The organism is Cerasicoccus sp. TK19100, from assembly GCF_027257155.1.
GTDB classification, from domain to species: domain Bacteria; phylum Verrucomicrobiota; class Verrucomicrobiia; order Opitutales; family Cerasicoccaceae; genus Cerasicoccus; species Cerasicoccus fimbriatus.
The window spans coordinates 379,628-404,731 of record NZ_JAPWDU010000002.1; the positions used below are offsets into that span (position 1 = coordinate 379,628).

The 25,104-nt window shown below is 57.2% G+C and carries 24 protein-coding genes; 11 read left to right on the forward strand and 13 right to left on the reverse strand.

Annotated features, from left to right (window positions below):
* Positions 1–50: 50 nt before the first annotated feature.
* The 5 genes from O3S85_RS05085 to O3S85_RS05105 form a co-directional block, all read right to left on the reverse strand.
* On the reverse strand, positions 51–1,223 hold the full coding sequence (locus O3S85_RS05085; protein ID WP_269538687.1) for a P-II family nitrogen regulator: 1,173 nt from the start codon (positions 1,221–1,223) through the stop codon (positions 51–53).
* On the reverse strand, positions 1,216–3,138 hold the full coding sequence (locus O3S85_RS05090; RefSeq protein ID WP_269538688.1) for a DUF1538 domain-containing protein: 1,923 nt from the start codon (positions 3,136–3,138) through the stop codon (positions 1,216–1,218). Before O3S85_RS05090 ends, O3S85_RS05085 begins: the two co-directional genes overlap by 8 nt.
* A 112-nt stretch (positions 3,139–3,250) precedes the next feature.
* Positions 3,251–3,904, reverse strand: a complete 654-nt coding sequence (locus tag O3S85_RS05095) for a lysophospholipid acyltransferase family protein (RefSeq protein ID WP_269538689.1) — start codon at positions 3,902–3,904, stop codon at positions 3,251–3,253.
* Between the two features lie 146 nt (positions 3,905–4,050).
* Entirely contained in the window at positions 4,051–4,731 is a 681-nt protein-coding gene (gene cmk, locus O3S85_RS05100; protein ID WP_269538690.1) for a (d)CMP kinase, read from the reverse strand.
* A 52-nt stretch (positions 4,732–4,783) separates the two neighbouring features.
* Complete coding sequence (locus O3S85_RS05105; RefSeq protein WP_269538692.1) at positions 4,784–6,004, reverse strand: class I SAM-dependent RNA methyltransferase; 1,221 nt, start codon at positions 6,002–6,004, stop codon at positions 4,784–4,786.
* Positions 6,005–6,139: 135 nt separating this feature from the next.
* On the opposite strand from O3S85_RS05105, the gene O3S85_RS05110 reads away from it, so the two are divergent.
* The 8 genes from O3S85_RS05110 (at position 6,140) to accD (ending at position 15,038) form a co-directional block, all read left to right on the forward strand.
* The gene (locus O3S85_RS05110; RefSeq protein WP_269538694.1) at positions 6,140–6,946 is read left to right on the forward strand and encodes a TrmH family RNA methyltransferase; all 807 of its coding nucleotides are present in this window, start codon (positions 6,140–6,142) and stop codon (positions 6,944–6,946) included.
* A 55-nt stretch (positions 6,947–7,001) separates the two neighbouring features.
* Positions 7,002–7,757 (forward strand): hypothetical protein, encoded by a 756-nt coding sequence (locus O3S85_RS05115; RefSeq protein ID WP_269538696.1) that lies wholly within the window; start codon positions 7,002–7,004, stop codon positions 7,755–7,757.
* Between the two features lie 79 nt (positions 7,758–7,836).
* The gene (locus tag O3S85_RS05120) at positions 7,837–8,766 is read left to right on the forward strand and encodes a calcium/sodium antiporter (RefSeq protein ID WP_269538697.1); all 930 of its coding nucleotides are present in this window, start codon (positions 7,837–7,839) and stop codon (positions 8,764–8,766) included.
* 70 nt (positions 8,767–8,836) lie between these two features.
* Positions 8,837–10,336 (forward strand): TonB-dependent receptor, encoded by a 1,500-nt coding sequence (locus tag O3S85_RS05125; RefSeq protein ID WP_269538698.1) that lies wholly within the window; start codon positions 8,837–8,839, stop codon positions 10,334–10,336.
* Positions 10,337–10,421: 85 nt separating this feature from the next.
* Entirely contained in the window at positions 10,422–11,720 is a 1,299-nt protein-coding gene (locus O3S85_RS05130) for an O-acetylhomoserine aminocarboxypropyltransferase/cysteine synthase family protein (protein ID WP_269538699.1), read from the forward strand.
* Positions 11,721–11,789: 69 nt separating this feature from the next.
* Positions 11,790–13,379, forward strand: a complete 1,590-nt coding sequence (locus O3S85_RS05135) for a hypothetical protein (protein WP_269538700.1) — start codon at positions 11,790–11,792, stop codon at positions 13,377–13,379.
* Between the two features lie 2 nt (positions 13,380–13,381).
* Positions 13,382–14,122, forward strand: a complete 741-nt coding sequence (locus O3S85_RS05140) for a ComF family protein (protein WP_269538702.1) — start codon at positions 13,382–13,384, stop codon at positions 14,120–14,122.
* Between the two features lie 61 nt (positions 14,123–14,183).
* On the forward strand, positions 14,184–15,038 hold the full coding sequence (gene accD, locus O3S85_RS05145) for an acetyl-CoA carboxylase, carboxyltransferase subunit beta (protein WP_269538703.1): 855 nt from the start codon (positions 14,184–14,186) through the stop codon (positions 15,036–15,038).
* Positions 15,039–15,044: 6 nt separating this feature from the next.
* On the opposite strand, the gene O3S85_RS05150 is transcribed toward accD, so the two are convergent.
* From O3S85_RS05150 to O3S85_RS05165, 4 genes are all read right to left on the reverse strand, one after another.
* On the reverse strand, positions 15,045–15,983 hold the full coding sequence (locus O3S85_RS05150; RefSeq protein WP_269538704.1) for a TerB family tellurite resistance protein: 939 nt from the start codon (positions 15,981–15,983) through the stop codon (positions 15,045–15,047).
* A gap of 104 nt (positions 15,984–16,087) precedes the next feature.
* Positions 16,088–17,119 (reverse strand): type III polyketide synthase, encoded by a 1,032-nt coding sequence (locus O3S85_RS05155; protein ID WP_269538705.1) that lies wholly within the window; start codon positions 17,117–17,119, stop codon positions 16,088–16,090.
* A 12-nt stretch (positions 17,120–17,131) separates the two neighbouring features.
* Positions 17,132–18,148 carry an NAD(P)/FAD-dependent oxidoreductase gene (locus O3S85_RS05160; RefSeq protein ID WP_269538706.1) on the reverse strand — a complete coding sequence of 339 codons (1,017 nt, stop codon included), beginning with the start codon at positions 18,146–18,148 and terminating at the stop codon, positions 17,132–17,134.
* Positions 18,145–18,804 (reverse strand): class I SAM-dependent methyltransferase, encoded by a 660-nt coding sequence (locus O3S85_RS05165; protein WP_269538707.1) that lies wholly within the window; start codon positions 18,802–18,804, stop codon positions 18,145–18,147. The genes O3S85_RS05160 and O3S85_RS05165 overlap by 4 nt, the downstream gene beginning before the upstream one ends.
* Positions 18,805–18,984: 180 nt before the next feature.
* On the opposite strand from O3S85_RS05165, the gene O3S85_RS05170 reads away from it, so the two are divergent.
* Entirely contained in the window at positions 18,985–19,458 is a 474-nt protein-coding gene (locus O3S85_RS05170; protein ID WP_269538708.1) for a type II secretion system protein, read from the forward strand.
* Positions 19,459–19,465: 7 nt separating this feature from the next.
* On the opposite strand, the gene O3S85_RS05175 is transcribed toward O3S85_RS05170, so the two are convergent.
* The 4 genes from O3S85_RS05175 to O3S85_RS05190 form a co-directional block, all read right to left on the reverse strand.
* Positions 19,466–20,998 carry a sodium:solute symporter family transporter gene (locus tag O3S85_RS05175; protein ID WP_269538709.1) on the reverse strand — a complete coding sequence of 511 codons (1,533 nt, stop codon included), beginning with the start codon at positions 20,996–20,998 and terminating at the stop codon, positions 19,466–19,468.
* Positions 20,999–21,121: 123 nt separating this feature from the next.
* On the reverse strand, positions 21,122–21,319 hold the full coding sequence (locus O3S85_RS05180; protein WP_269538710.1) for a hypothetical protein: 198 nt from the start codon (positions 21,317–21,319) through the stop codon (positions 21,122–21,124).
* Positions 21,320–21,324: 5 nt separating this feature from the next.
* Positions 21,325–21,795: a Holliday junction resolvase RuvX gene (gene ruvX, locus O3S85_RS05185; protein ID WP_269538711.1), complete on the reverse strand. Its 471-nt coding sequence runs from the start codon at positions 21,793–21,795 to the stop codon at positions 21,325–21,327.
* A gap of 141 nt (positions 21,796–21,936) precedes the next feature.
* Positions 21,937–23,031, reverse strand: coding sequence for a mannose-1-phosphate guanylyltransferase (locus O3S85_RS05190; protein ID WP_269538712.1), 1,095 nt, complete (start codon positions 23,029–23,031; stop codon positions 21,937–21,939).
* A gap of 159 nt (positions 23,032–23,190) precedes the next feature.
* On the opposite strand from O3S85_RS05190, the gene O3S85_RS05195 reads away from it, so the two are divergent.
* Together O3S85_RS05195 and moeB are read left to right on the forward strand one after the other, a co-directional pair.
* Complete coding sequence (locus O3S85_RS05195; protein ID WP_269538713.1) at positions 23,191–23,889, forward strand: hypothetical protein; 699 nt, start codon at positions 23,191–23,193, stop codon at positions 23,887–23,889.
* Between the two features lie 59 nt (positions 23,890–23,948).
* Positions 23,949–25,094 (forward strand): molybdopterin-synthase adenylyltransferase MoeB, encoded by a 1,146-nt coding sequence (gene moeB, locus O3S85_RS05200; protein WP_269538714.1) that lies wholly within the window; start codon positions 23,949–23,951, stop codon positions 25,092–25,094.
* Positions 25,095–25,104 lie beyond the last annotated feature (10 nt).

Here is a 25,104-nt window from a genome sequence, read left to right on the forward strand (position 1 = left end):
CGCAGTGTACCACTTCGCCATTCGCCTTTAGGCATTCGGCATTTTATGGATCACCCCAAATAAGTGAGCACCTTGCCAACGGGGGCCGTGTAGATCGCGACGGTTTCAAGTTTGTGTTCATCAGTGGCAGCTTTCAGGGCGTCGATTACGCGATACATTTGGTCTCGTCCGAGGATGAACTGCATCGTGCCGAGTTCGCGGTTGATGCGCACGCCCGCGCCCGTCGTTTTGCATTCGCTCTCCATGAAGCGGCCGAGAATCGAAGTCGCGCCGGGCGCACCGGCCTCCAGTGCTGCATTGACGAGGATATCGATATTTTTGCGCTTCGTGGTGCAGGTGATTCGCTGCAGATCGTAAAGGTATTTACGAGAACGCGACGGGCCTATGCCAAGGAAGCTCAGCGCACCGCCACTGCTTTTGCTGCTGTCGATCAGGTTGCTCGTAGCGCGCCAGTCTGCACAGCCCTTCAGGTCGTCAATGGCGTGGATGATCTGGTGAATGCTCGCCGCGTAGCGTGATGACTGTGTAACGCCGGGCAGCTTGATCATACCACGGTTAATTGGCATGGTGTAGATGATGCCGCGCCCTGGCTCGGTCAATCGACCCGCCGTAGCCATGGCGTCGAAAACGGCATCGGCGTCCATATCGTCCACAATGACACGGATGATTTCCTTGTCCGGATTTTGCGTGAAGCGCAGGATGCCTAAACGGTCGCGCACACCACGGCCTTCGCAGTAGTGAATCGTCGGCCCGTGGGCACCGGCCTTGATCGCAGACCGCGCGACGGTTTCCGAGATCGAAGACTGAACTGTCGCCGCAATGCCGACCAAATTGCGCTTAAACTTGATCATGCTCAGCCCGGCCTCGGTATGCTCCCCGTTTTGCCAGACGGGGAAATCCGCGGTCGCTGTGAAGCTACTGCACTCATAGGTGAAGACCGCGCCTGCGCCAGCCAGCCTCAGCTGGCCCAACGCAACGATCTGCTCCATGATGATGTCCACCTCGTCATGCGGCAGGAGGAATTGAATAATCTCCTGCTCCGGGCTGATGATCGGTAATAAAAATTGATACCAACGGTCCTTTACGACTGTTCCGCGCGCACCAAGCTCAAACATGAAACGCGCGGGCTTATCGAGCAGGAAGTCGGTGACTTCGTTACTCGTGCGGCGCGGCAAAATCGCCGTCACCACGTGGTGTCGTTTTTGGTCAACCCAGTTACTCATCGACCAACGCTCCTTCTACGTGTTCAGCGGCTTCGGTGGTACGGCGCACGATCAGGCCGACGGTCAGCACGGTGATAATCGGCCCCACTGAAGCAAGCGCGAGCACACCAAATCCGTCGATCACTCCCGGCACATTTGCCCCAATGCCAAGGCCCATGGCCAGCACCAGCGGTACGGTAATCGGCCCAGTCGTCACACCCGCGCTATCCCAGCCAAAGTTCACAAACTCCTCGGTCGAAATATACGTAAGAAACAGCAGGAAAACATACGGTGGAATAATCAACCAAGTCAGCGGCAGATTGTAGGCGATTTTGCAAACGCCGGTCGCGATGCCGATGCCCACCCCGATTGCCACGGACTGCATCAGCAGGTTTTTACGAAAAGCGCCTGCCGTGATTTTCTGGACGGTCACACCCAACGCGTTGAGCGCCGGCTCAGCCAGTGTAGCACCGTAGCCGAGGAGGAAACCAAACAGCACCGCGAGGACCTTGCCCAAGTGCTCGGCCTGGATCAGCGGACCGAAGCTCGCCTCCATGCCCCAGGGCGATATCGAGGCAAACGTCGCCGGAATATTGCTGCCGAGCTGCTCGCCCAATGGCGTGAGCCCCATCGTGATGCCGAGGCCAAACAAGGCCATACCCACCAACGAAAAAAAGATGCCGACACCCAGTTGGTCCAGGTCGCGGATGGGCTCCTTGACCAACAGTTTCAGGATGACGAAAAGGAAAATGACCAGCGGCACAATCGCCTGCAGTGCCCCGAAAAGCGCGGTCTTAAACTCGTGAGGAAAGTCCGCCTGCGGGTCCCATTCTTCCACATCGTGCGCCCAAAGCGAGGGGTCGATGTGGCGCTCGTAAACGATCTGCGCGCCGGATTGCACCAGGCGTCCATTGACCAAATCCGTCTCGCCTCCGACGAAGTGAACATCGACATCCTCCGGCAGTTCACCAGTCGCCAAAAAGCGCGCATACTCCTCGGCGGTAATGGGCTCTTCGGCCAAGAGCGGCGTCGCCTTAACGTCCTGCATCAGCGCCGGCGGAGGCTCAGCGGTTTCGATGTTATATTGCGGTAACGGGTCGACTTCAGCTTGCGCGGCAACGTAGTTCGGCGCACCGACATAATCCTGTGCAGCGTAGTGATAGAGGCCCAACATCAGCACCGCGATGATCGGAAACAGCGAGGCCAGCGTCACGATACCAAAGCCCGCATTGCTGGAATCTTCGTCACCCACAATGCGGCAAACCCCGATGCCCAGCGCGAGCACAAGCGGCACCGTGACGGGGCCCGTCGTGACCGCGCCACAGTCCCAAGCCAGGCCAATGATAGGTGCCAGCACTTCATTATTATGCGCAATAAACGTGAGCACGCACAGCAGGCCGATCAGCGGCAAAATAAACATCTTCAGCGACCAGCCACGAAAAAAGCGCAACACGCCCAAAAGCACCGCGCAGCCCACGCCGACCGCGACACTCATCACGAGTTGCGTGGAAAAGTCGTTAAGCAGGCTGTAAAGCAGCGGCGCATCATCGGGCTTTACCCCGGCACCCGCCGCGCGCAGCACCGCAATCGCTGGCTCGGCAAACGTTGCGAGGCCACCGAGTATAAACGCAAAGCCCAATATCGCCGGTAGCTTCGCATTGCGCGGCAACACGGCACCAATGATCTCGCCCAGTGGCATGAGGCCCAGGCGCAGGCCTTCCATGAAAAACATTAGCCCGAGCGCGACGACAAACACGCCTACGCCAATCATCCCCGCGTAAACCAGCGGCACGCCAAGGATCAGAATCTGAAACGCAGCGAGGTAAACAATGATAAACCAGATGCTCTTGACCTGCTCAAAAAACTTATCGCGGAAATAGGGCGTGAGCAAACGCAGCGAGCCCCGAAGCCCCAGCTTCGGTCTGCTCCACGCCATCGTTTCCCCTTCGCCCGCCATCGCGCATTAAACCAGCGGCAAAACGTCAATGCGCCAAGTTTAAAACACTTTTGCGCAACTGTTTTTTGTGCAAGGGATTACATTGATCGCCTCAGATGGCGCGAGGTATTCCGGCGGCGGCCAACACGCGGGGATTTTCCAGCTTGCCGATACCATCCATGATTCTTGCCGCTGCGGTGTCGTAGCGTTGGCTATCAGTTTTGCCCGGATCATATTCGGCAACCGGAATCGGCGGGCCAAAACTCACGCCCAGATCTGCCGTCAGCCGTGGCAGCTTTTGGTGGCGGCTCCACATCTCGTAGCTGCCGAAAATTCTCGCCGGGACTACCGGCACTTGCGCACGGCAGGCGATCATACCAATGCCCTTCTTGCCCGCGTGCAGCTCACCATCCGGCGTGCGCGTGCCTTCAGGAAAAACCAGCAGCGAGCCACCCTCTTTTAACGCGGCGAACACTCGGCGGAATGACTGCAAGTCGCGCTCGCTGTTGCGGTCAATCGGGATCGCGTTAAGGCTGGAAATCAACGTGCCGAAATAGCCCTTCCATAAGGTATTGCGCGCAAAGAAATGGAGCTCCCGCGGACATGCCACGGCAAATACGGGCGGGTCGAGAAAGCTCGCGTGATTACACGCCAGCAAAAACGGCCCCTCGACCGGGACATGGTTTGCGCCGTGAACCTTGAGGTCATTAAACGAATAGAACCATCCCGCCAGCGCCGCCCGGCAGTTGCGATAAAATTGCTTCATTGGATATGACTGCGTCATTTTATAATAGCGAATGGCGAATGACTAATGGCGAAGTTTGGATTAGTTAACTACGAATGGCCCAGTGGGTCGCAGATATTTGAATCCGTGCGAAATGGCATTAGGAAACCTGCGGAAATTGTCGTTGCTCAATTCTTGGTGGAACCCGCAGTTGACGTGCCAACTAAGTTCGAAATGGCATCGACAACCTCTTCCAGCGTCATTCCGGAGTTGTCGATTTTAATGGCACCTTCCGGGCAGGTTAGCGGAGCGGTTTTGCGCGATGAGTCGATCTTGTCGCGCTGCTCGATACTGTCGCTTTGGCCCTCGGCGGCGCGGCGCTCGGCGCGGGTGGCAGCATCGGCTTCCAGGAAAATACGAAGCGTGGCGTCGGGGAAAATAACTGAGCCGATATCGCGGCCTTCCATGATGAGCCCGGCGAAATTGTTTTGGCGCGCCACGTCGGCCTGGCTGCGCTGGAAATTAAACAAGAACTGCCGCACGGCAGGGACGGCGGCGTAAGGCGAGACCGCGGCGTTGACCGCATCACTGCGCAGCTCGTCATCGCTCGGCACTTTGCCATCCAACGAAATCCGGGCGCTACGGCCGTCCAGTTGCGTGTCGAGCGGCAGGCCCCGCAGTTGCGCGGCCACGGCAGCCTCGTCTTCCGGCGATACTCCAGCCTGTATCAACGCGAAAGTCACGGCGCGGTAATGCGAGCCGGTGTCGACATGCATCAGGTTCAGCCGCTCGGCCACCAGGCGCGAGGTGGATGATTTACCGCTGGCGGCACCACCATCGACGGCGATAATTACAAAGTCGGGATTCATCGGCAAAGAGTCTGGAACAGGTTTAACCGTGAGGGCGATTGAAAACGGCAATTTATTCCGCGCGGGAGAGCGTGGCGACGTTTTCGATGTGGCGCGTTTGCGGGAACAGGTCGAAGGGCTGGATGCGCTCGATGCGGTAGCCGCCTTCGCGGAGAATTTTCAAATCGCGGGCCTGCGTCGAGGGATCGCAGGACACATAGACCAGCCGCTTCGGGCCAAACTCCAAGAGCTGCCGCAAAAACAGCTCATCGCAACCGGCGCGCGGTGGGTCAATGATCATTGCGGACTCATTACCCGGGAAGGTCAGGTTTTCAAAGATGGCCTCGGACTTACCAATGGTGAACGTGCAGTTGACAATGCCGTTGGCTGCGGCGTTGAGGCGTGCCAGCTCGATGGCCTGGTGGTTGATTTCCACGCCGGCCACCTGCTCGAAATCACGCGCAGCGCTGAGCGCAAACACCCCTACCCCACAGTAGGCATCGACCAGATATCGCTGCGGATCACGGCCGATTTCCGCCAGCACGTAGTCGATCATTTCGGGTAGGATATACGGGTTGTTTTGGAAAAACTCGCCCGCCTTAAATTGAAATACGATGCCGCGCACTTTTTCCGAGACCGTCTCGCGCGGGTCCGTGATCACACCCTCCAGCGTGTCCCGCAGGAGCAACGTGGAGCCGCGTTTGAACTTATCCTTCTTAGCGAGGATATTGGCCCGCTCGATCGGTAGGGCTTCGTTGATTGCTTCCGTGGCAATCGGGCATTGCTTAACGTCGATCAACGAATTGCGACGACCATAGCGCTGGAAGCCGATCTCGAACGTGCGCGCCTTTTTCCCAGGGTGATGCGGCGTGAGCTTCGAGCGGTAGTGATACTCCTTGGGCGAGCCGTGGGTGGGTTCCACCGGGACATCCGAAATGCCGCCCAGACGCTCCATCAGCTCGGCGACCTGCCCGCGTTTCCACTCCTTTTGCCCCTCGTAATCAAAGTGCTGGTATTGGCAACCTCCGCAGTCGCCAAAGAGCGGACATGGCGGCTCAACGCGCTGGGGCGAAGGCTCCAGAACCTCGACCAGGTCGGCGTCGGAGTAATTTTTGTGATTGCGAAACACCCGCACACGCACGCGCTCACCCGGCAGCGCAAACGGCGTCATGACGACCCAGCCATCGTCGCGAGCCAAGCCATGCCCCAGGTTAGTGAGGGTCTCGATGGTCAGCTCGAGCTCCTGATGGTATGCGTATGGCTCGGAGATAAAATTGCGCGGCGCGTCAGTCATCCCGCAGTTTCTAGCGATGCATTGCGGCGAATCAACGTGTTTTTAAAGTTAGAAATAGTCTGATATGCGACTGCGCTATCCGTAGTTTAAAAAAAACTCGTTTCCAAAGTCTCATTCGTTGTTAATCGCTTCCACATGAGTCGTTTTCCTCGCATTGAGTCGCGCCAGAATCCGCGCATTAAGAACCTCGTCAAGCTGCGCACCACCAAGGAACGCCGCTCCCAAGGTCTGTGCTTGATCGAGGGTGAGCTGGAGCTGACGCGGGCCATTGCTGCCGGGGTTCCCCTGCGAGAGCTGTATCTGTGCCCCGAGCATTGGCGTGACGAACGTGCGGCCAACGAATTGATCTCCCAAGCCGAGAGCCAACAGGCCAAGGTCTTCGAGCTGACCCGCGAATGCTTTGAGAAAATTTCCCTGCGCGAAGGCTCGGACGGATTGTTCGGCGTCGCGGAATTTGCCGAAGCCCGCCTGACATCGCTCAAGCTGCCGGACGAGCCACTGCTGGTTATCGTTGAGGGCATTGAAAAGCCGGGCAACCTCGGGGCCTTGATTCGCACGGCGGAAGCCGCCGGTGCCAATGCGCTGATTGCGTGCAATGCGGTCACGGATTTCTTTAACCCGCAAGTCATCCGCAATTCGCGCGGCCTGGTGTTCTCCCTACCCTGCCTGTCGGTCGATAGCGACGCCCTAAAAACCTTCCTCACCGAGAAAAGCATCCGCACCGCCGCCACTACACCTGCCGCCGATGCTACACACTGGGACGCCGATCTGCGCGGCCCACTGGCCATTCTCGCCGGCGCTGAGCATGAAGGCCTCAGCAATGAGTGGCTTGCCAAAGCCGACATCAAACTGCGCATCCCCATGCGCGGCGAAGCCGACAGCCTGAACGTCAACACCGCCACCGCCATCGTCCTCTTTGAAGCGCTAAGACAACGCTCGTAGCGCGAGCCTTTTTCTTCTTGCTTAATTTTCGATAATTACTGAAAGTTCCTGCATTATGAAAGATGCGATAACCGTTATTGACCCACAAACAGCACAGCAATGGGAAATACCGCGCCGCAAGGTAACCAGCATTTTTGCCGATGTGAGCGAGCGATGGGTTGTGAATGTTTTGGCGGACGAAGGCACTTGCCGAGAACTGGTTCCCGTTCCATTTCTAGAGCCCATTCCCGTTGCAGCAGGTTATGTGATTAGCCTCTGTGCGATTTTCATGCGGCACGCAGCACCGGACTGGGCACCACTTCAACTCGGGCCTGCCAGCCGTAATTGTGCCCTGCGCATCGCCTGCCGGGACACGCGCACTGGCGATCAGGCGGTTTGGGTGGACCACCGTTACAGCGACAGCATTTTGGTGACAGCATTGGCTAAGCTCGGATTTCCTGAAGTGCGATCCGACTTACGAGTGACAATGCAGCCCGACAACGATTGCCCTGAGCTGGTTGAGTTTAAAACGGCTGACAACGCACTCGCACTTCGCCTGAACCAGGCAAGCGCTCCGGCTGCCACTCGTGCTTTCGCTAACGTAGAGGACTTCGAGTGCTATTTCACCGCGGGCATTCGCAGTTACGGACCTGCCGCCCATACCAGCACAGCCACTATCGTTGATTTACATAAACGCAGTGATAATCACTTCGAAGCCATGCCATACACTGGCGAGCTCGTAACAGAGTTTGGTGAATTCGCGGTGGATGGCGTTTACCGCACGGTCAACGGGCTCTACGAATGGCGGTACGAAGGAGATCTGCATTATTAGATGAGCAAAGCACAGTGTATTTTTATCGCTTTCTCCAAAACGCCGTTCAGTATGGGCAACCAAAGAAATTGCTCTTTCTATGCTACTCATTTTAGCGGGCATTGTATTGCTGTATTTTGGCGCGGAAGGGTTGGTGCGTGGCAGCAGCAGCCTGGCGATCAGGGCGGGTATTCAGCCACTGGTGGTCGGCTTGACCGTGGTTGCCTTCGGGACGAGTGCGCCGGAGCTCACCGTCAGCATTTCAGCCGCTTTACAAGGCATGGGGCCGGTTGCCCTGGGTAATGTGCTGGGCTCAAATATCTTTAATATCGCCGTCATTCTGGGCATCTCAGCGCTGATCCGCCCGTTGGAAATTCACATCAACCTTTTACGGCGGGACATTCCGATTATGATCGGGGTAAGCGTGATTGGCTTCGTGCTCTTGTTCTTCAGTGTGGTGACCCGTGTTTACGGCCTCGTTCTCATCGCACTACTGGTGGCCTATCTGCTCTTCACCATACGCGCATCCAAACGCGAAACGGCGGCAAGCGAAGCCGCCTTGGAAGACGTTTCACCACCCGCTGGCCCCTGGTGGCGCGATGCCATTTACGTGGCTGCGGGCCTGGGGCTCCTCGTGCTCGGTGCCAACTGGTTTGTCGACGGCTCCATCGCGATTGCGCGAAAGTTTGGCGTGCCTGAGGCCGTGATCGGCCTGACCATCGTTGCCGCCGGGACCAGCCTGCCCGAGCTAGCCACCAGCATCGTCGCCGCCGTGAAAAAACAGACCGATATTGCTGTCGGCAACGTCGTCGGATCGAACATTTTTAACATTCTGTGCATCTTGGGCGTTACGGCGACCGTGACTCCGATCCCCACTGCCGGCATCAGCCTCGTCGATGGCGGGGTGATGCTGCTTACGGCCGTCATCCTCCTACCCCTGGCCTTCACGCAGCGATCCATATCGCGTGCGGAGGGCATTTTGTTGCTCGGCGTTTATGGCGGCTATCTGGTGTGGCTCTGGCCCAAATAAGACGTTACGGTTGTGCAGCGCGTAGATTACCAGTTGCGCGGCAGGCGCGAAACCTGCTAAGTTCGCCCCCATGAAAGACCCGGAGCTGCCGACTAATGAACTGACTACCAACCGCAAAGCCCTGCTCGTAAACCTCGATCAGGACGTTTACGGGACCTTTGCGGAAATTGGCGCGGGCCAGGAAGTCGCCCGTCACTTCTTTAAAGTAGGCGGTGCCGCGGGCACGATTGCCAAGAGCATGTCGGCCTACGACATGAAGTTCAGTGACTCGATCTACGGCAAGGCTGCGCGCTACGTTTCCCGCGAGCGCCTGCTTCAAATGCTCGAGCACGAGTATGAGCTGCTGCAGCAGCGTCTGGGCGAGCACCGCGGCGCTGAGACAACTTTTTTCGTATTTTCCAACACGGTGGCCACGGCGAGCTTTACCAACCGCAAGCCTGGCCATGGCTGGCTCGGCATGCGCTTCCAAATCGAGCCCGGCGGCCCACCGCACGACATCCTCGTGCATGCGCGCTTGCTCGATAAGACGGCGCAGCTTCAGCAGGAGGCGCTCGGGATTTTTGGCGTGAATTTCATCTGGGCAGCCCTCGTCTATCACAACGATATCGACCGCTTCATCGCCTCGCTGCTGGACCACGTGGAAGACGACCGCATCGAGGTCGATATGCTGGAGTTCATCGGGCCAAAATTTGAGACGATCGAGAACCGCATTGTCGGCCTGAAGCTCGTCGAGCACGGTCTGACCAATGCCGTGCTCTTTAGCTCGGAGGGCGGTTATCTGCTGCCAATGGAGGCGTTTTACAAGAAGGCGGTGCTCGTGGAACGCGGTTCCTTCCGCCCGGTCACACACGTGAATGTGGACATGATTACCTGCGCGGGCAGCCAGTTTGTGCAGGAGGAGGCCATGCAGGATCAGACCGTCATGCCGCTGTTTGAGATCACCATGAAGAACCTCCTCGCAGGCGGTCAGGAGATCGACTACAATGACTTTCTAGCCCGGGTCGATACCATCAATACGCTGGGCTATCCGGTGCTCGTTTCCAACTACCAGGAATACTACCGCCTCAGCCAGTATTTCAAGCGCTACACGGACCGCATGATCGGCCTGGTGCTCGGCATCAACCACCTGCAGGCCATCTTCAACGAGGAATATTACCAGCACCTGGATGGTGGCATCCTGGAATCCTTTGGTCGCTTGTTTAAGGAGAACGTGAAGCTGTATGTTTACCCGATGAAGGGTGCTGGCTACCACGCCTACCTCGCTGGCCAGGGCGACAAGCTGCGGGAGACCAATGCCGGCTTCGAGAGCCAAATGATGATCACCGCGGACAACCTTCGTGTGAAAAACCATTTGCGCCACCTTTACGCTTACCTGCTTGAAAACCACTACCTGATCCCGGTTGTCGGCGCGAACCCAAACATCCTCAATATCTTCTCGCGCGACATCATTCGCCGTATCCAGGAAGGCAAGGACGACTGGGAAGAAGCCGTGCCCGCGGAGGTCGCCAAGAAGATCAAGGATGAGGGCCTTTGGGCGATCCAGGCGGCACCCGAGCCGGTCGAAAGATAAGCGGCAAATTGGGTCGGAGCATCTGATTGGGGAAAAGACAGATTTGCCTTTAACCGGCATCAGTTAATCTTTAGCTTCCCGTGCCATGAAATCACCCGGCATTGGAACCCTATCCCTTCACGCAGGCCACCAGCCTGATTCCGACACCTCTTCGCGAGCGGTCCCGATTTACCAGACGACCAGCTACGTATTCCGCGACACCGAGCACGCGGCCAATCTCTTTGGCCTCAAAGAACTGGGCAACATCTACACCCGCTTGATGAACCCCACCTCCGACGTGCTCGAAAAGCGCATCGCGGCGCTGGAAGGCGGCACGGCCGGCCTGGCCCACGCCTCGGGCTCGGCGGCCATCACCAATTGCATCCTCAACCTCGCCAGCGCGGGTGATCACATTGTCTCCGTATCCCAGCTTTATGGCGGCACTTACAATCTTTTTCACCACACCCTGCCCAAGCTCGGCATCGAGGTGAGCTTCGTCGATGGCGAGAACCCGGAGAACTTCCGCGCCGCCATTAAAGACAACACCAAGGCCATCTTTGGTGAGTCCATTGGCAACCCGAAGCTAAACATCTTTAAGTTCGAGGAAGTCGGAAAAATCGCCGCCGAAAACGGCCTGCCGCTCATCATCGACAACACCTCGCTATCCCCCGCCCTCTGCCGCCCACTGGAGCACGGGGCGAACATCGTCGTCCACTCGACCACAAAATTCCTCGGCGGCCATGGTGTCGCAATCGGCGGAATGGTCGTCGACGGTGGTAACTTCGATTGGGGCCAAGGCCGCCATCCCGGCTTCACCTCGCCCGACCCCAGCTACCACGGCCTGGTCCACTGGGACGCGTTTAAGGCCTTTGAGCCAGCCGGCGGTGCCAACATCGCTTTTGCAATGAAGATGCGCCTGCAGCTGTTACGCGACACCGGCGGCTGCGCCTCCCCGCACAACAGCTTTCTGACGCTGCTTGGCGTGGAGACCCTTCACCTGCGCATGAAGCAGCACTCGACCAACGCGATGAAGGTCGCTGAGTTCCTGCGTGACCAAGACAAGGTGAGCTGGGTCAATTACCCGGGCCTGCCCGACCACCCGAGCCACGACCTCGCCAAAAAATACCTCGTTGGAGGCGCGGGTGCGTTGCTCGGCTTCGGCGTAAAGGGCGGCAAGGAAGCCGGCCGCAAGTTTATTGAGTCGCTGGAGCTCTTTAGCCATCTGGCCAACATTGGCGACGCCAAGAGCTTGGCGATTCACCCGGCCAGCACGACGCACAGCCAGCTGACACCCGAGGAGCAGCAAACGACCGGCGTCACCGACGACTTTGTCCGGCTGTCCATCGGCATCGAGGAGCCGGAAGACATCATTGCCGACCTGGATCAGGCACTGGGCAAGGCCTAGCACCCAGTCATCGGCGGGAATCTTTGTCATTGCGCGCACCGGCGCAATGACAAAGATTTCCCGTACCCGATGATATTAACGAGGATCATAGGCACATTGGCGCTCAGCGCGGCAACCGCTTTTGCGCAGACCAAACTGACCAAGGCCAATCGCTATGTCGTGATCGAAAGTGCGCGCGTTGGCGAAGCGAAGTTTCAGGACGGCCATCCCTTTTTGATTTCGCAACCGCTGGTCGATTATTCATCGCTGCGCACGTTACCGGTCGATAATAGTAACGACCCCGTGGCACAGAAAATACAGACGTGGTTCGATGAAGGCACCGCAGCGGGCAACGTGGGTGATTGCTATGAAAACCGCGATGGCAACCACTCTCGCCTGAATCTGGATCGCCTTCAGCAATTCGCCGAAATTAAATACAGTGAGGAGTTCATCGCTAAAAAGGCCGACTTCGGTGCCAAACTGAACATCGCCAATGACCGCCCGACCATCGTGAACGCATCGCTGGCCATGGTGAACACCGCCATGGCCCGGAGCATGGCGCGCCTCATTTTACACAACCCGGAGTTTAATCCGCAGTTGTATTCTTTTTACCGGATGGGTGACATCATCTGCTACCCCGAGCACAATGATTACGACCGGGCAGACCTGTTTGCGGTCAATACACCGTATTTAATCATCAGCCAAGGCTCCTCCGGCACGGACCAGCCTTTTATGATCGCCGTTGCCCAGACGCTGGCCAGTTTTCACCCCGCCGTTAAGGAGCGGCTGCATCAATATGGCCTGATCGCGCCGACCGTGCAGATGATCATGCGGTGGAATTACCAGGGCATCGGCAATGCGGAGAATTACCTGACCGGAGCCGCGCACCCAACCGTTTTTGACAGCAACAAGCTTAACCGCGACGCCATGGCCGAAATGGCGCACAACATGAAGTTCGGCTGCCTGCCCCCATTGGCGTTGATTAAGATGATCGAGGAGGAAACACCCGTAAATGGTGTGGATTATTTCGACGCCGGGGCCAGTGAAGTGCTGATCGATACCCCCTGCGCGATTGGCCGCATTGCCCGTAGCTTAGACTATACCCGCACCTTTCGCGTCTCGGCGGCAGACAGCTTAGATGTGCAAAAGCTTCCCCTTAGCTATCATTGGCGCGTGTTGCGTGGCGATGAGTCATTGATCACGATCACGCCACTCAATGAAGCAAAAACCGAGGTGGAGATTTCTGTGGACTACCAGCCAACAACGACGGTGCCGGATCAGCCCACCATGAAAAGCCACCGAGTCGATATCGGTGCCTTCGTGGACAATGGCACGTATTATTCGGCACCTGCGTTTATCTCGATCTGGTATCCGCCGAACGAGCAGCGCAAATACGACCGCAACGAGCGCATCGAATCCGTCACTTATCTGGATCCGCGCGATGTCGGGCCCACCGCCGACCTAAAGCTGGCTTACCATAAACCCTGGCGAGACACGTTCGACTACGACGGCAGTCAGCTGACCGGATGGACACGCACCATGAACAACGGCGACAGCTACGAGTTCAACGCCGCTGGCGAGCGGACGGAGTCCAGCTGGTTCAGCGAAGACAAAGTCGCGCCGGTCACCTATGAAATTGAGACCTCCAGCGAGGGCTACCAAACCGTCGAGTTCAACTGACCATGCCGCCCTTTTCCCGGCAGTTGCAAAATTGGAGTAACGGCATCCTCGACCTGCTCTACCCGCGCGAATGCCTGATCACCGGCGACCCCGTCGAAAGCAATTCGCCGTGCCGGTTTTTGTCCTCAAGCGCGCTGGAGATGATCTGGTTTATCGATGAACCACATTGCCACACCTGCGGGGCACCGTTCTTCGGCGATTTGCTGGCCTTGCGCGAGTGCCCGCATTGCCGGGAGCTGAATCCCGCCTTCGAACGCGGTCGCTCGCTATTTCTTTTGCGGGATGCCGGCCGGGAAATCGTCCACGAGATCAAATACCGTAAAGGCCGTCATTTGCTACCGGACTTGCAGCCGATCCTGAAGCGACGGGCGAAATTCAGGAGTTTTCTCTGCGATGCGGTGCTAATCCCTATTCCGCTGCATCCCACCCGCCAACGCGAACGCGGCTACAACCAAAGCGAACTTATTGCGCGTGAGCTAAGCGCCGCTTCTGGCAGCCCGATGGCGGATATTTTGCGCCGCACGAAGTTTACGGAGACGCAAACACGACTCGATCGCGCGGCGCGACAGGCCAATTTGCGCGGCGCGTTCGAGCTGGCCAAAGGCGCGCAACTCGCTCCTGATCAGCGCTACATCCTGGTCGACGACGTTTTCACCACTGGTGCCACGCTCAACTCTGCCGCCAAAACATTACTCCAATGCGGCGCGGAACAGATTGATGTGGTGACCCTAGGCCATGGTTGACGAATCCGTTTTCACCTGCCTAGAATACGCGTTTATTCACAAAAGAGTAACCTGACTTAGCATGGCAATTTTCCGCAGACCGCAGTATTCCACCGTTCGCGTTAAGAAGAAAGACATCCCCGCCGGGCTCTGGACCAAGTGCCCCGAGAGCGGCGAAATCGTCTATAACAAAGAACTGGAAGAAAACTGGATGGTAGTGCCCAAGAGCGGCTACCACTTTCAGCTCAAGGCGCGCCGCCGCGCCGAACTGCTCATCGACGATGGCACCTTCGTCGAGCACGACGCCAATTTGACCAGCGTTGACCCGCTGGAGTTTGTCGACAACAAGCCCTACCCGCAGCGCATTGAGGCCGCCCAGGCCAAGACCGGCGAAAAAGACGCCCTGCTCAGCGGCACTGGTGAGCTCAACGGCATGCCGGTTTCCTTGGCAGTCATGGACTTTTCTTTCAATGGCGGCAGCATGGGCTCCGTCGTCGGCGAGAAAATCGCCCGCGCCATCGAGCGCGCCACCGAAGGCGGCATGCCCGTGATCATCGTTTGCGCATCCGGTGGTGCCCGCATGCAGGAGGGCATTCTCAGCCTGATGCAAATGGCCAAGACCTCTGCCGCACTCGCCCGCCACAGCGAAGCCGGCCTACCCTACATCGCCGTGCTGACCAATCCGACGATGGCTGGCGTTATGGCGAGCTTTGCCTCTCTGGGAGACGTGATTATTGCTGAACCCAAGGCACTGATCGGCTTTGCCGGACCACGCGTCATTAAAGAAACCACACAGCAAGACCTGCCCTCGGGTTTCCAGACCTCGGAGTTTCTGCTGGAGCACGGCTTGGTCGACCAGATCGTCCCGCGCTTGGAGATGAAGAACCGCCTCTCGGTGTTACTCAAGGCGTTCATGGCAGGCAAAAAGGCGGGCTAGTCCGCCTTATTGTTCCACGATCAAAGCAGGTTCGGCTTCGTCCACTCCCATGACGCTGCGGCGCACTCCGCTGGCGATATCCAACCCTTGGGCGATGGATTCAAGGACCTGCTGCTCGCTCTTGGTCACATGATGATCAACTCGGGCCAGCTTGCCGAGCATGAGATACACTTGCTGACGCTCGTCGTAGGTCGAAAGCTCAACATAGCGGCCACAGAAAGCCGGGATTTGCTCTACCGCGCACTCCCGGCAAAGTGCCATTGTCAGGATGCTCTCAGCGGCAAGGTCCTTTAGCTCCCAATTTTTCATCAAGTAGTCGGTGATCAGCGTAAGCTCTTCCGGCAGAAGGATTTGGTCAGCATAAACCACCAAGCTGACGAGCGACATTTCCAGCGAAAGCTTTTCTACCTTGCGGTGAGAAAGCTTCAGATCAGTGAACGTGTCGCCATAGCGCACTTTGAGACGGAAAAACAGGGGATTGGAGCGGTAATCCTGCAAAAATGCCTCTCGCCCCAAATCGGTTATTTTGGCGGGAAACGGCGTACCGGTCAGCTTGTATTTCACCTTCCGCATCAAATTGATCTGATCCTCGACCAACGCTTCCTTGATTTCCTGCACCGCCATCGTTTTGCGCATGCTCTGGCCTTGCGGAGGCAACAGTGTCTCAATTTGCTTCGTCACCTCCAACCGATCCTCAGGTCGGGTATAGGTTTGAGCGAAGCGCCGGGAGAGACGACGGCGCTCCATCGGCTCGATCGCGTATTCCTGATACAAATTGAACGAATGCTTATCTGACTCGTTCATGCGCAAAGCGCCGTTGAGATATTTTTGAATCTTTAGAACATCCTCATGTGCCAGCTTCCCAACCGACCACGCGACAGCCAGCATAAGCTTTGCGATCGCTAAAGGCCGGGGATCGGCAAATAAGGCTGCAGATTCAGACATTTCATTACATTAGTGCAACCGGGGTGATTCTGTCAAGCACATGCTAGTATAACCCCTAAAATTAATACGGAATATGCACTACAAGAATAAGAGGCCATCTGCCTTTAAACGGATATTTGATGCAAGTGGCAGCTGTGCGCGGCAAAACCTGCACCAAAACTGGTCAACCACAGTGATTCCGTCTGACTTTCTCTGTTCAAACGCTCTTCAAGAGCAAACATCACCGAGGGGCTGCTCATATTGCCGTATTGGCGCAGCACCGACTGGCTATCGGCCAACGCCTCACCGGGCAACACCTTGCGCAGCGCCTCGATGACATCCCGGCCACCCGCATGCGCAACGACTTCACCCGCAGACTCACGCCGCTGATGCAAAGCCGACACTGCCTCTGCCGCATGCTCGGGCACGGACAAGTCCAACTGGTTACGGAGCAAGCCCTCGTGATTAACAAAGCGTAGTAGTTCGCGGTTTTCCGGCTGGTGAATGGTGTCAAAGCCCGACATCCGCCAGGCCGCGCCTGCCGGCACTTGGCCCGTCCAGATACTGGCGCTGGCACCATCACCAAACAGACACATCGACACGAGAACGCCCGGGTCGTCATTGATAAAGAATGCTGCCGAGCAGATTTCAACTGCCACCACGGCTACCTTGGCTGACGGGTTTGCCGCTAATACGCCCGCCGCATTGCGCAAGCTTGGGACCGCAGCGCCACAGCCAAGGCCAACCAGGTCCTGCAAATAACAATCTCTGCGCAGGCCCAAAGTTTCCGCAACATAGCTGGTGACTCCCGGGCAAAGGTAGCCCGTACACGTGCAAATAATCAGCGCATCGAGCTCATGCGCCTTAAGCGACGCGCGGTCCAGCGCCGTCTGCAACGCTTGCCCTGCCAGTTTGGGTGCCTCGCGCTGAAAGTCGTGGTTCAGCGCTTCGGCGGAGCGAGAAAAGAGGCTGTGTATGTCTTCCACGGCAAAATGCCGCTTATCGATGCCGTTCTGGTTGTTGAGAATTTTTCGAAGCAGTAGCTTGCTGCGGTCGGTCAACCCGTCGAGCGCTGCGGACTGCTGGAGAATATCCCAGCACTCCGGCTGCGTGTAGGATTGAGGGGGTGCCTGACTGGCAATGGATAATAAATACATCGGAATGAGCGACTAATGAGTTAGCCGGAAGAGCGTAGCAAAAGGCAAGAGTCCACTCCGAGCAAGTAGAGCCAGCAGTTTTTGGCGGTTCGGTTGCAGAATCCAGGGATGCATCATGCCGGCGATTTGGCGACGACGGCGAAACCTCCGAACCATGCTCGTGTTGGCTTGATAAACCGCGGTAGGCCAATCGATTCGCCCGTGGGCAAAGTCCGTTAGCGGGTCCAGCGCCAGGGCCGCACTGCTCAAGGCCAGCGCCATGCCATTGCCGGTAAAGGGTGCGATTAAGCCAGACTGATCCCCGAGCCGAATCGCCTGATCGGGAGCCTGCTCCGCGTAGCTAAGCGCCGTCACGCCGACCGCGCTTAGCCTGTCGGGCTGGCCATCCCTCACGCGCTGGGCCAGCTCATTCAAACCGCTAGCATCAAGATACGCCGGGAGTTGCTCCTCGCGGCTGTCGGCCTTAGCCGGGCGTCGTCGAAACAGCCCGCAAATATTCACCCGGCCATTCTCAACCGAGGCCACGCCAACGTATCCATGCCGCCCGAGATGCACCTCCAGATCGGCCTGAGAGTCCATCGCCAGGCAATGCATTTTCAAGCCGATCCACTGGCTTTCGCTGCGTTGTCGGCCCTGTGCCCAGACGACGCCTGGCCGCAGTTGCGAATCGGTTATGCGCGAACCGGTGCGCAATTCGCCTCCCGCATCGGTAAATTTTTCAGCCAGTTGCGCATCAAGCAGATAGCGTGAAACGCCATAGGCCACGCAGGGTAATTTTTGCTGATAAACCACTTTGCTGAAATGACTCCATTGAGTCGTTTGCAGCGAGCGGGCACTGGTTATTTCACTCGCGATTCCGAGCTGTTCCAGATCATCGATTGCGGCCCCGGCAATGAATTCACCACACACGCGGTGACGTGGATAGCTACTGGCTTCGTGGAGAATGACAGGGACCCCGCGCCGCCTCAGACCAATGCCCAAAGACAGCCCCGCCAGCCCACCGCCAACGATCTCGATATGCTGCGTCACGCAGAGCCTTTCCGCTCGGCAATCAGCCGGTAAGCCCCGAGAAATGTCTGGCTAATGCGGACGTCCCATGCGTCATCCAGTCCGAGTAAATCCGCCAGTTCGCGACCACGAAATCCGGCCTGTATGCTTACCCGCCCGTCATGGCGCGACACGTCGCAAATGATGGGGTATATCAGCCGCAATTGCCATACGTGCAGCTGACTGCGGGCAGTTTCATTAAAGGCCAGCATCCGGATATTCGATTCGCGAATACGGGTGCCCAGACGGGCGAGTTCATCATCTTGAAACTGGTGCAAAATGAAATTCCCCATCAGGACGTTCACGCCGGATAAATCGGCGGTCAAAATATCTTCGCACCGCCAACGCAAATTCTGTGGAAGGTCCACTGGCCGTGGTGCCAGGTCCAGGCCGATATAGTCCGCCCCTACAGCAGCGTGCTGAGCAAAAACGCCCGCCAGTATCCCCTCGCCTGCGCCCAACTCCATAACGCAATCACTCGCATCGATCTCGGGGAATACCTTTTCCTTAAACCAGAAAGCATTGCCCAAGAGCCAGTTAATGAGGCGTAAATCCCGTCGATTTTTCAACGCACGCTCATCATCATGAGCTAATGAATCTAGTATCTCCGGTTGGACCAGTCTTTGCATTTCTCTCATGAGTAGTAGAATCACCCCTTCACGCTATACAGCTTAAAGCTTACGAATTTATAAATAAACACCTCTTTACTGGAATTATTTAGTCACTGTTCGTGAAACAATTATCAAAAACAGGAATAGGGCCTATCCGACCAATTAATAACTTCATCATTTATAAAAATAGGCTATAATACTATATGTATGAGAAGGCCATCCTCATTCCGTGTCGGCTTCACTTTGATTGAAATCATGGTGACTGTGGTTTTGATCGGCATTTTAGCGGTGATGGCCATGCCAGCGTTCATGCGTGTGCGACAATCTGCGCAAAATACGCGCTTTATCAATGATGCACGGCAGTTTAGCGCGGCGATCGACACCTACATGATGGAGGAAGGTCTTCCGCCCTCTGATTCCGGATCCGGTCAACTGGATTCACCCATGGATGAATACATAAAGCCATCAGATTTCACGGCGCGCCCCAGTATCGGCGGCGTGTGGGACATCGAGGGCGATACGGGCGGCCTTTTCTACGCAGCGGTCGGAGTCGATGGATTTGTCTGCGACGTGGAGCAAATCGAGATGATTGACGCGAACTTCGACGATGGCGACACCAGCACGGGTAAGCTTCAACTTGCCGATAGCGGCAGCCGCTATTATTGGGTGATTGAGGAGTAACGCGATTTCACACCAAGCTGAGCCCGACACCGATCAATACACCGTAAATCGCCAGGATCGCAACTTGCCGCTTTGTCTTTGAGCTCAATTCCAAGCGAAAGTTTTGCTGTCGCGTATATTCGTTCGGTTTTTGCCGGTCTATCATCGCAAATAGGGAAGCAATTACCCACGCAACAACGAAGCCAAACACATTCCACCAGAGCCAGGAAACATCCTCGGCAAATTTCCACAGTAATCCGTTGCTAACCAAACCTGCGATCAGGCCGACCACCGCTGCGCGTGCCCCGATAAATTTCGTCAACAGCCCCATGGTAAACAATGCCAACAACGGGCCATTGAGCAGCGAGCCGATCTTGTTCACCGACTCGACCACCGTGTCCGAGATGCCGCCCACCACGAAGGAGAACGCCAAACACGCAACGCCCCACAGAACCGTGGTCAGCTTGGAAAGTATCAACTCCTGCTTGTCGCTCAGTTGACGCGGAGTCAGCCGGTGAATGAAGTCCTGCATCGTCACCGCGCTCATGGAATTCAGCGTGGAGTCCAGCGACGACATCGCCGCGCCCAACACCCCAACAAGCACCAAACCAATTAGTCCGGTGGGAAACTGATGCAGGATAAAGACTGGCACCGCGAGGTTCAGGTCCGGCTCGCCCGGTTTGTCGGGGTTGATTTTCAGTTGCTCTAGAAACTCCGGGTGATACGCGGCAAATGAGCCAATCGCCACCCCCAGCAAACAGTAAGTCACCACGAGCGGGAACCGTAGCAGACCACCGATAAACAAGGCCTTATTGGTGTCTCCCACGCTTCGCGTTGCGAGGCTTCGCTGGGCCTGCGTCTGGTCGCAACCGTAGTAAGCCAGATAGAGAAAAAATCCGCCCAGCAGCATTGGCCAAAAGGCAAAAGTCTGCCCATCACCCAGCCCCGTGCCCGAAAAATCGATAGCCTGCTTTCGCTCTGGCGGGAAAATGGCCAGGGTATCGCCGATGCCTCCATTGATGTTCACCGCCACCACCACTGCTGCGATCACCGAGCCAAATATCAGGACGATCTGGATCACGTCCGACCAAATCACGGCCTTCATGCCGCCGAGAAAATCGTAAATAATCGTCGCCGCCATCAGGATCAGCACAGCCATGAGAAAATCCACCTGTAGCACGCGCGCGATCATCAGGCCGACGCCAAAGATCGTCACCCCGGTCGCAAAGGCGCGCAGGATCAGAAACAAGCCCGAGAGCAGCAGACGCGCCCGCAGGTCGAACCGGTCTTCCACGTATTGATAAACCGAAATAAGGTTCAGGCTGCGAAGCGCGGGCATGATCAGCAGCATCAGCCCGATCATCGCAAACGGCACGCCCAGCTCATACTGCAGCCAGACCAAGCCTCCGTTGAAGGCGACAAAGGCCGGCACGCCGAGCAGGCTATTCGTCGAGCATTGCGTCGCCATCGTCGATAAGGCGATCGCCAGCGGCCCCGAGCTGTTGCCGCCCAAGTAGTAGTCCTTCCGGTTGTGCTGACCGCGCGACAACCAGGCGCTCATGGCAATCAAACCAATCAGATAGGCGAATATAATCACCCAATCAAGCGGCCCGAAATTACCGTTCTCCGATGGCATGCAATAAGCCGTAAGGACGAATGTCGCCGCCGACAATGACCTTTTCGGCTAAGCCTCGCCCAAACGCCAAATTTGTGCGCGCCCCTTGCGCTGACTACGGTCCAGCCGGATGTCACTTTGCAACTGCTTTGCCCACTCCGGGCAAGGGCGCTCGTAAGGCAAGTCTGCTGATTCCTTCAATTCCCGCCAAGTCAAGCCACCGGGCGTTTGCCGGAGTTGGGTTTGGATACGTTCCCTGAATTCCACGTAGGTCACTCATCCGAAGGTAACAGCACGGGCTGCCCGCCGTCGAGAAAATCCTGCAAGATCAGCGCCGCAGCGCGGGAGTCGAGATTGCCACTACGGCGCTCCTGCTGCTTGGCCTTCACCGACTTTTTGGAGCGGCTTTTTTGCGGCTTGTTGGTGCGCATCTGAGACTCGGCAGCCTGCGAGGTCAGGCGTTCGTCAGTGCGGTGAACCGGCAGGCCAAACTTGGCCTCCAACTCCGCAATAAAGGCGTCGACCTCCTTGGCCTTAAAGCCGACCGAGCCGTCCATATTAAAGGGATAGCCCACAACCAGCTCGCCAATGCGCCGCTGCTGAATCTCGCGCCCGATATGCGCCAATCGCGCCTCCCGGGTCGGCTCCACTGCCGCCGGGATCGGCACCGCCAGGCGCACGTCGCCATCGCCCGTGCTCAAGCCAATGCGTTTCTCACCGTAGTCTATACCCAGGTAGTTCATGCGTTATTCAGGATTAACTACGAATATCGCGAATGCACGCGGATTCTTTGCACGTCACGATAAGCCGTGCGGAAACGCTCTGTCGTTTCCACCCGGCAACTCAACCGCATACTTTCGCGATACTCCTGGTGCTCAACTTGCCTACATCAACTTCTGCCAAGTCGCATCAGCGCCAAGTTGCTTGACTAGCTTCTTGATCTCCTGGGCCTTGTCCTTGGGGCACACGAGGGTCGCGTCCTTGGTGCGGACTACGATCATGTCGTCCACGCCGACGAGGGCCAACAGGTGGCCGTCGCCGTTTTCGCTGAGGACAATGTTACCACTGCCCTGCTCGACCCAGCCATCGCCCTTGATGACATTTTCGGCGGCGTCCTTGTCGTGGTGGCGGGCTATTGCGGGCCACGCACCAACGTCATCCCAGTCAAAAGCCGAGGGCAGCGTTACCACGTTGTCAGCCTTTTCCATGAGGGCGAAGTCGATGGAGATCTTCTCGAAAGTCGGGTATTCGCGGGCCAGCAACTCGTCGATGGGCTCCTTGGCGGCCAGGGCGGTCTTCACCTTCTCCAGCGAGGCGTAGAGTGAGGGTGAGTGCTGCGCAAAAGCGGCGTCAACCGTGTTAACGGTCCACACAAACATGCCGGCATTCCAATAATACTCGCCGGATTCCACGTACTGCTTGGCGGTCTCCAAGTCGGGCTTTTCGACGAAGCGCTGCACCTTAAATACCGGCAAGCCGTCGAGCTCGTCATACTGCTCGCCCTTATGAACGTAGCCAAAGCCGGTCGCCGGATACTGCGGCTCAATGCCGACGGTAACGAGTACCGACTGCTTCGCGGCGGCCTCAAAGGCGGCCCCCAATACGCGGCGAAAGCCCGCGCCATCGTGAATCACGTGGTCGGCTGGCAACATGGCAAAAACGCCCTCCGGGTCACGTGCGCGGACGAGCTCCATGGCCAGACCAACGGCAGGCGCGGTGTCACGGCCAACGGGCTCGGCGATCACGTTGTCCGCCGGCAGCATCGGGCATACGTCGATCACTGCGTCGCGCTGCTCGGCATTGGTAATGATCAACACGTTGGCCATCGGGACCAATCCCTCGAGGCGTTCCACGGTCTGCGTGAGCATCGGCTTTTCGCCAACGATCGGCAGCAGGTGCTTTGGGCGGCGTAAACGGCTTTGTGGCCAGAAGCGCTCACCGCGCCCCCCAGCCATGATAACGACGAATTTTTCGGGCATGAAGATCAGCATGTCCAAGCCATCCACAAGTTCAATCCCGTTCCTTGTTTTTTACTCGCTCTGAGGGAACATAATCGACAATTAATTATGTTTATATTATAAAAACATGGGAACTCTGTAATTGAATTGGGGTTTCAATCTGCTAGAATCACTCCTGTTATGAACAAAGCCATCATTCGCTCCCTCTTTACTTTTCTGCTTTTCTGCGGCCTTGCACAAGCCAAAGAGGAGTTTCGCGAATTCACCAGCGCCAGCGGCCAAACCATGATTGCCCGACCGGTTGCGGTTATTGGGAGCAATGTTCGCATTGAGCGCGAGGACGGCTCGGAGTTCAATGTCGACGTCACCATATTTTCCAAGGAAGACCAGGCCTACCTCAAGAGTTGGACGCTGAAGTTTTTGGTCGACCAAGGGCGTTTGTTGAAAATTAACGCCAAGGGCTCCAGCAGCAATCCCGAGAAATCCCAAACCGAATCCACCAAAATGAAAACCTGGGAGGGCTTTTACTTGGTCAATGTTGAAAACATCAGCGACATTGATATCGACGACCTGCGAATCGAATACGAACTCTTTGTTTACGACGACCTTGCCGCAGCGGACAAGAGAAGAGCCGGCGACATTGATTCGAAGACCGGCACCTTTGATGTTAAACGACTTTCCGCGCGCAAATCCGTCGATTTCGAATCCGAGCACGTCAAAATGATGGAGACCGAACTCAAATCGGGCTGGCGTTACATCAATGGCGGCGACGAGGAATCCAAGGACAAGCTGGAAGGCATTCGCATGAAAATCTATTCCGGCAAGGAGCTGCTCATGCGCTACGCCACTACCGACAACCTCTGGAGCAAATACAAGTAAGCCGCCGCGAAGTAAGAAATCGCTTTGCAATGTGAGCCGCGGGCGATTCTCTGTCAGGCATGTCCCTGACACCGGAGCAAATTTCCCGTTACTCGCGCCACGTGCGCCTGCCTCAAGTCGGCCTCGAAGGCCAGGAAAAGCTGGCCAAGGCCCGCGTGCTAATAGTCGGCCTCGGCGGTCTGGGCAGCCCGGCTTCACTCTACTTGGCGGCAGCGGGCATCGGCACCTTGGGGCTGGCGGAATTCGACGCCGTCGAGCCGCATAATCTCCAGCGCCAAATCCTGCATGGTGACGCCGATTCCGGCCGCTCCAAACTGGAATCGGGTATGGAGAGCCTGCGCGCCATCAACCCGGGTATCCAATTAATCCCCCATCCTGAGGGTGTCCAGGCCGACAACGCGGTGGACCTCTTTAGCCAGTACGACGTCATCGTTGACGGCACAGACAATTTCCCCACGCGTTACTTAAATAACGACGCCGCATTCTTCGCCGGCAAGCCGCTGGTTTATGGCAGCGTATTCCAGTTCGAGGGGCAGGTCTCGCTTTTTGAACCGCGTGCTGGTGGCCCTTGCTACCGTTGCCTGTTCCCGCAAATGCCGGAGCCCGGCACGGTGCCCAATTGTGAGGAGGCTGGTGTCTTCGGCGCGCTATGCGGCGTAATCGGCAGCTACCAGGCAATGGAGGCGATCAAGCGCATCGTGGGCATTGGCGAGAGCTTACAGGGCCGCCTGCTGGTCGTTGACAGCCTGGCTCAGCGCCACCGCACACTCAAGCTCAAGCCCGATCCGCAGTGCCCGCTTTGTGGTGAGGCCCCCGCGATTACAGAAATCAAGGCGGACACCTACGAGTGGTCTTGCGCCGAGCCGGAAACTCCGGCAGAAGAGTCCCCCATGGAAGTTACCGTTCAAGATGCGCACAGCTTGCTCCAGCACGAGAACCCGCCCGCCTTGCTCGACGTCCGCGAGGACTTCGAGGTCGCGATCTGCAAGATCGACGGTGCCCGCGTCATCCCACTCGGCGAACTTCCCGAGCGCTACACCGAGCTCGACGCCAAGCAACCGCTGCTCGTTTACTGCCACCACGGCATGCGCAGCCTGAAGGCCGCCCACTTCTTACGTTCCAAGGGAGTTGAAACCGCCACGAGTATCGCCGGCGGCATCGATGCCTGGGCCCGCGAAATCGAGCCCGGCATAGCGCGGTATTAAGCGTAGCCGC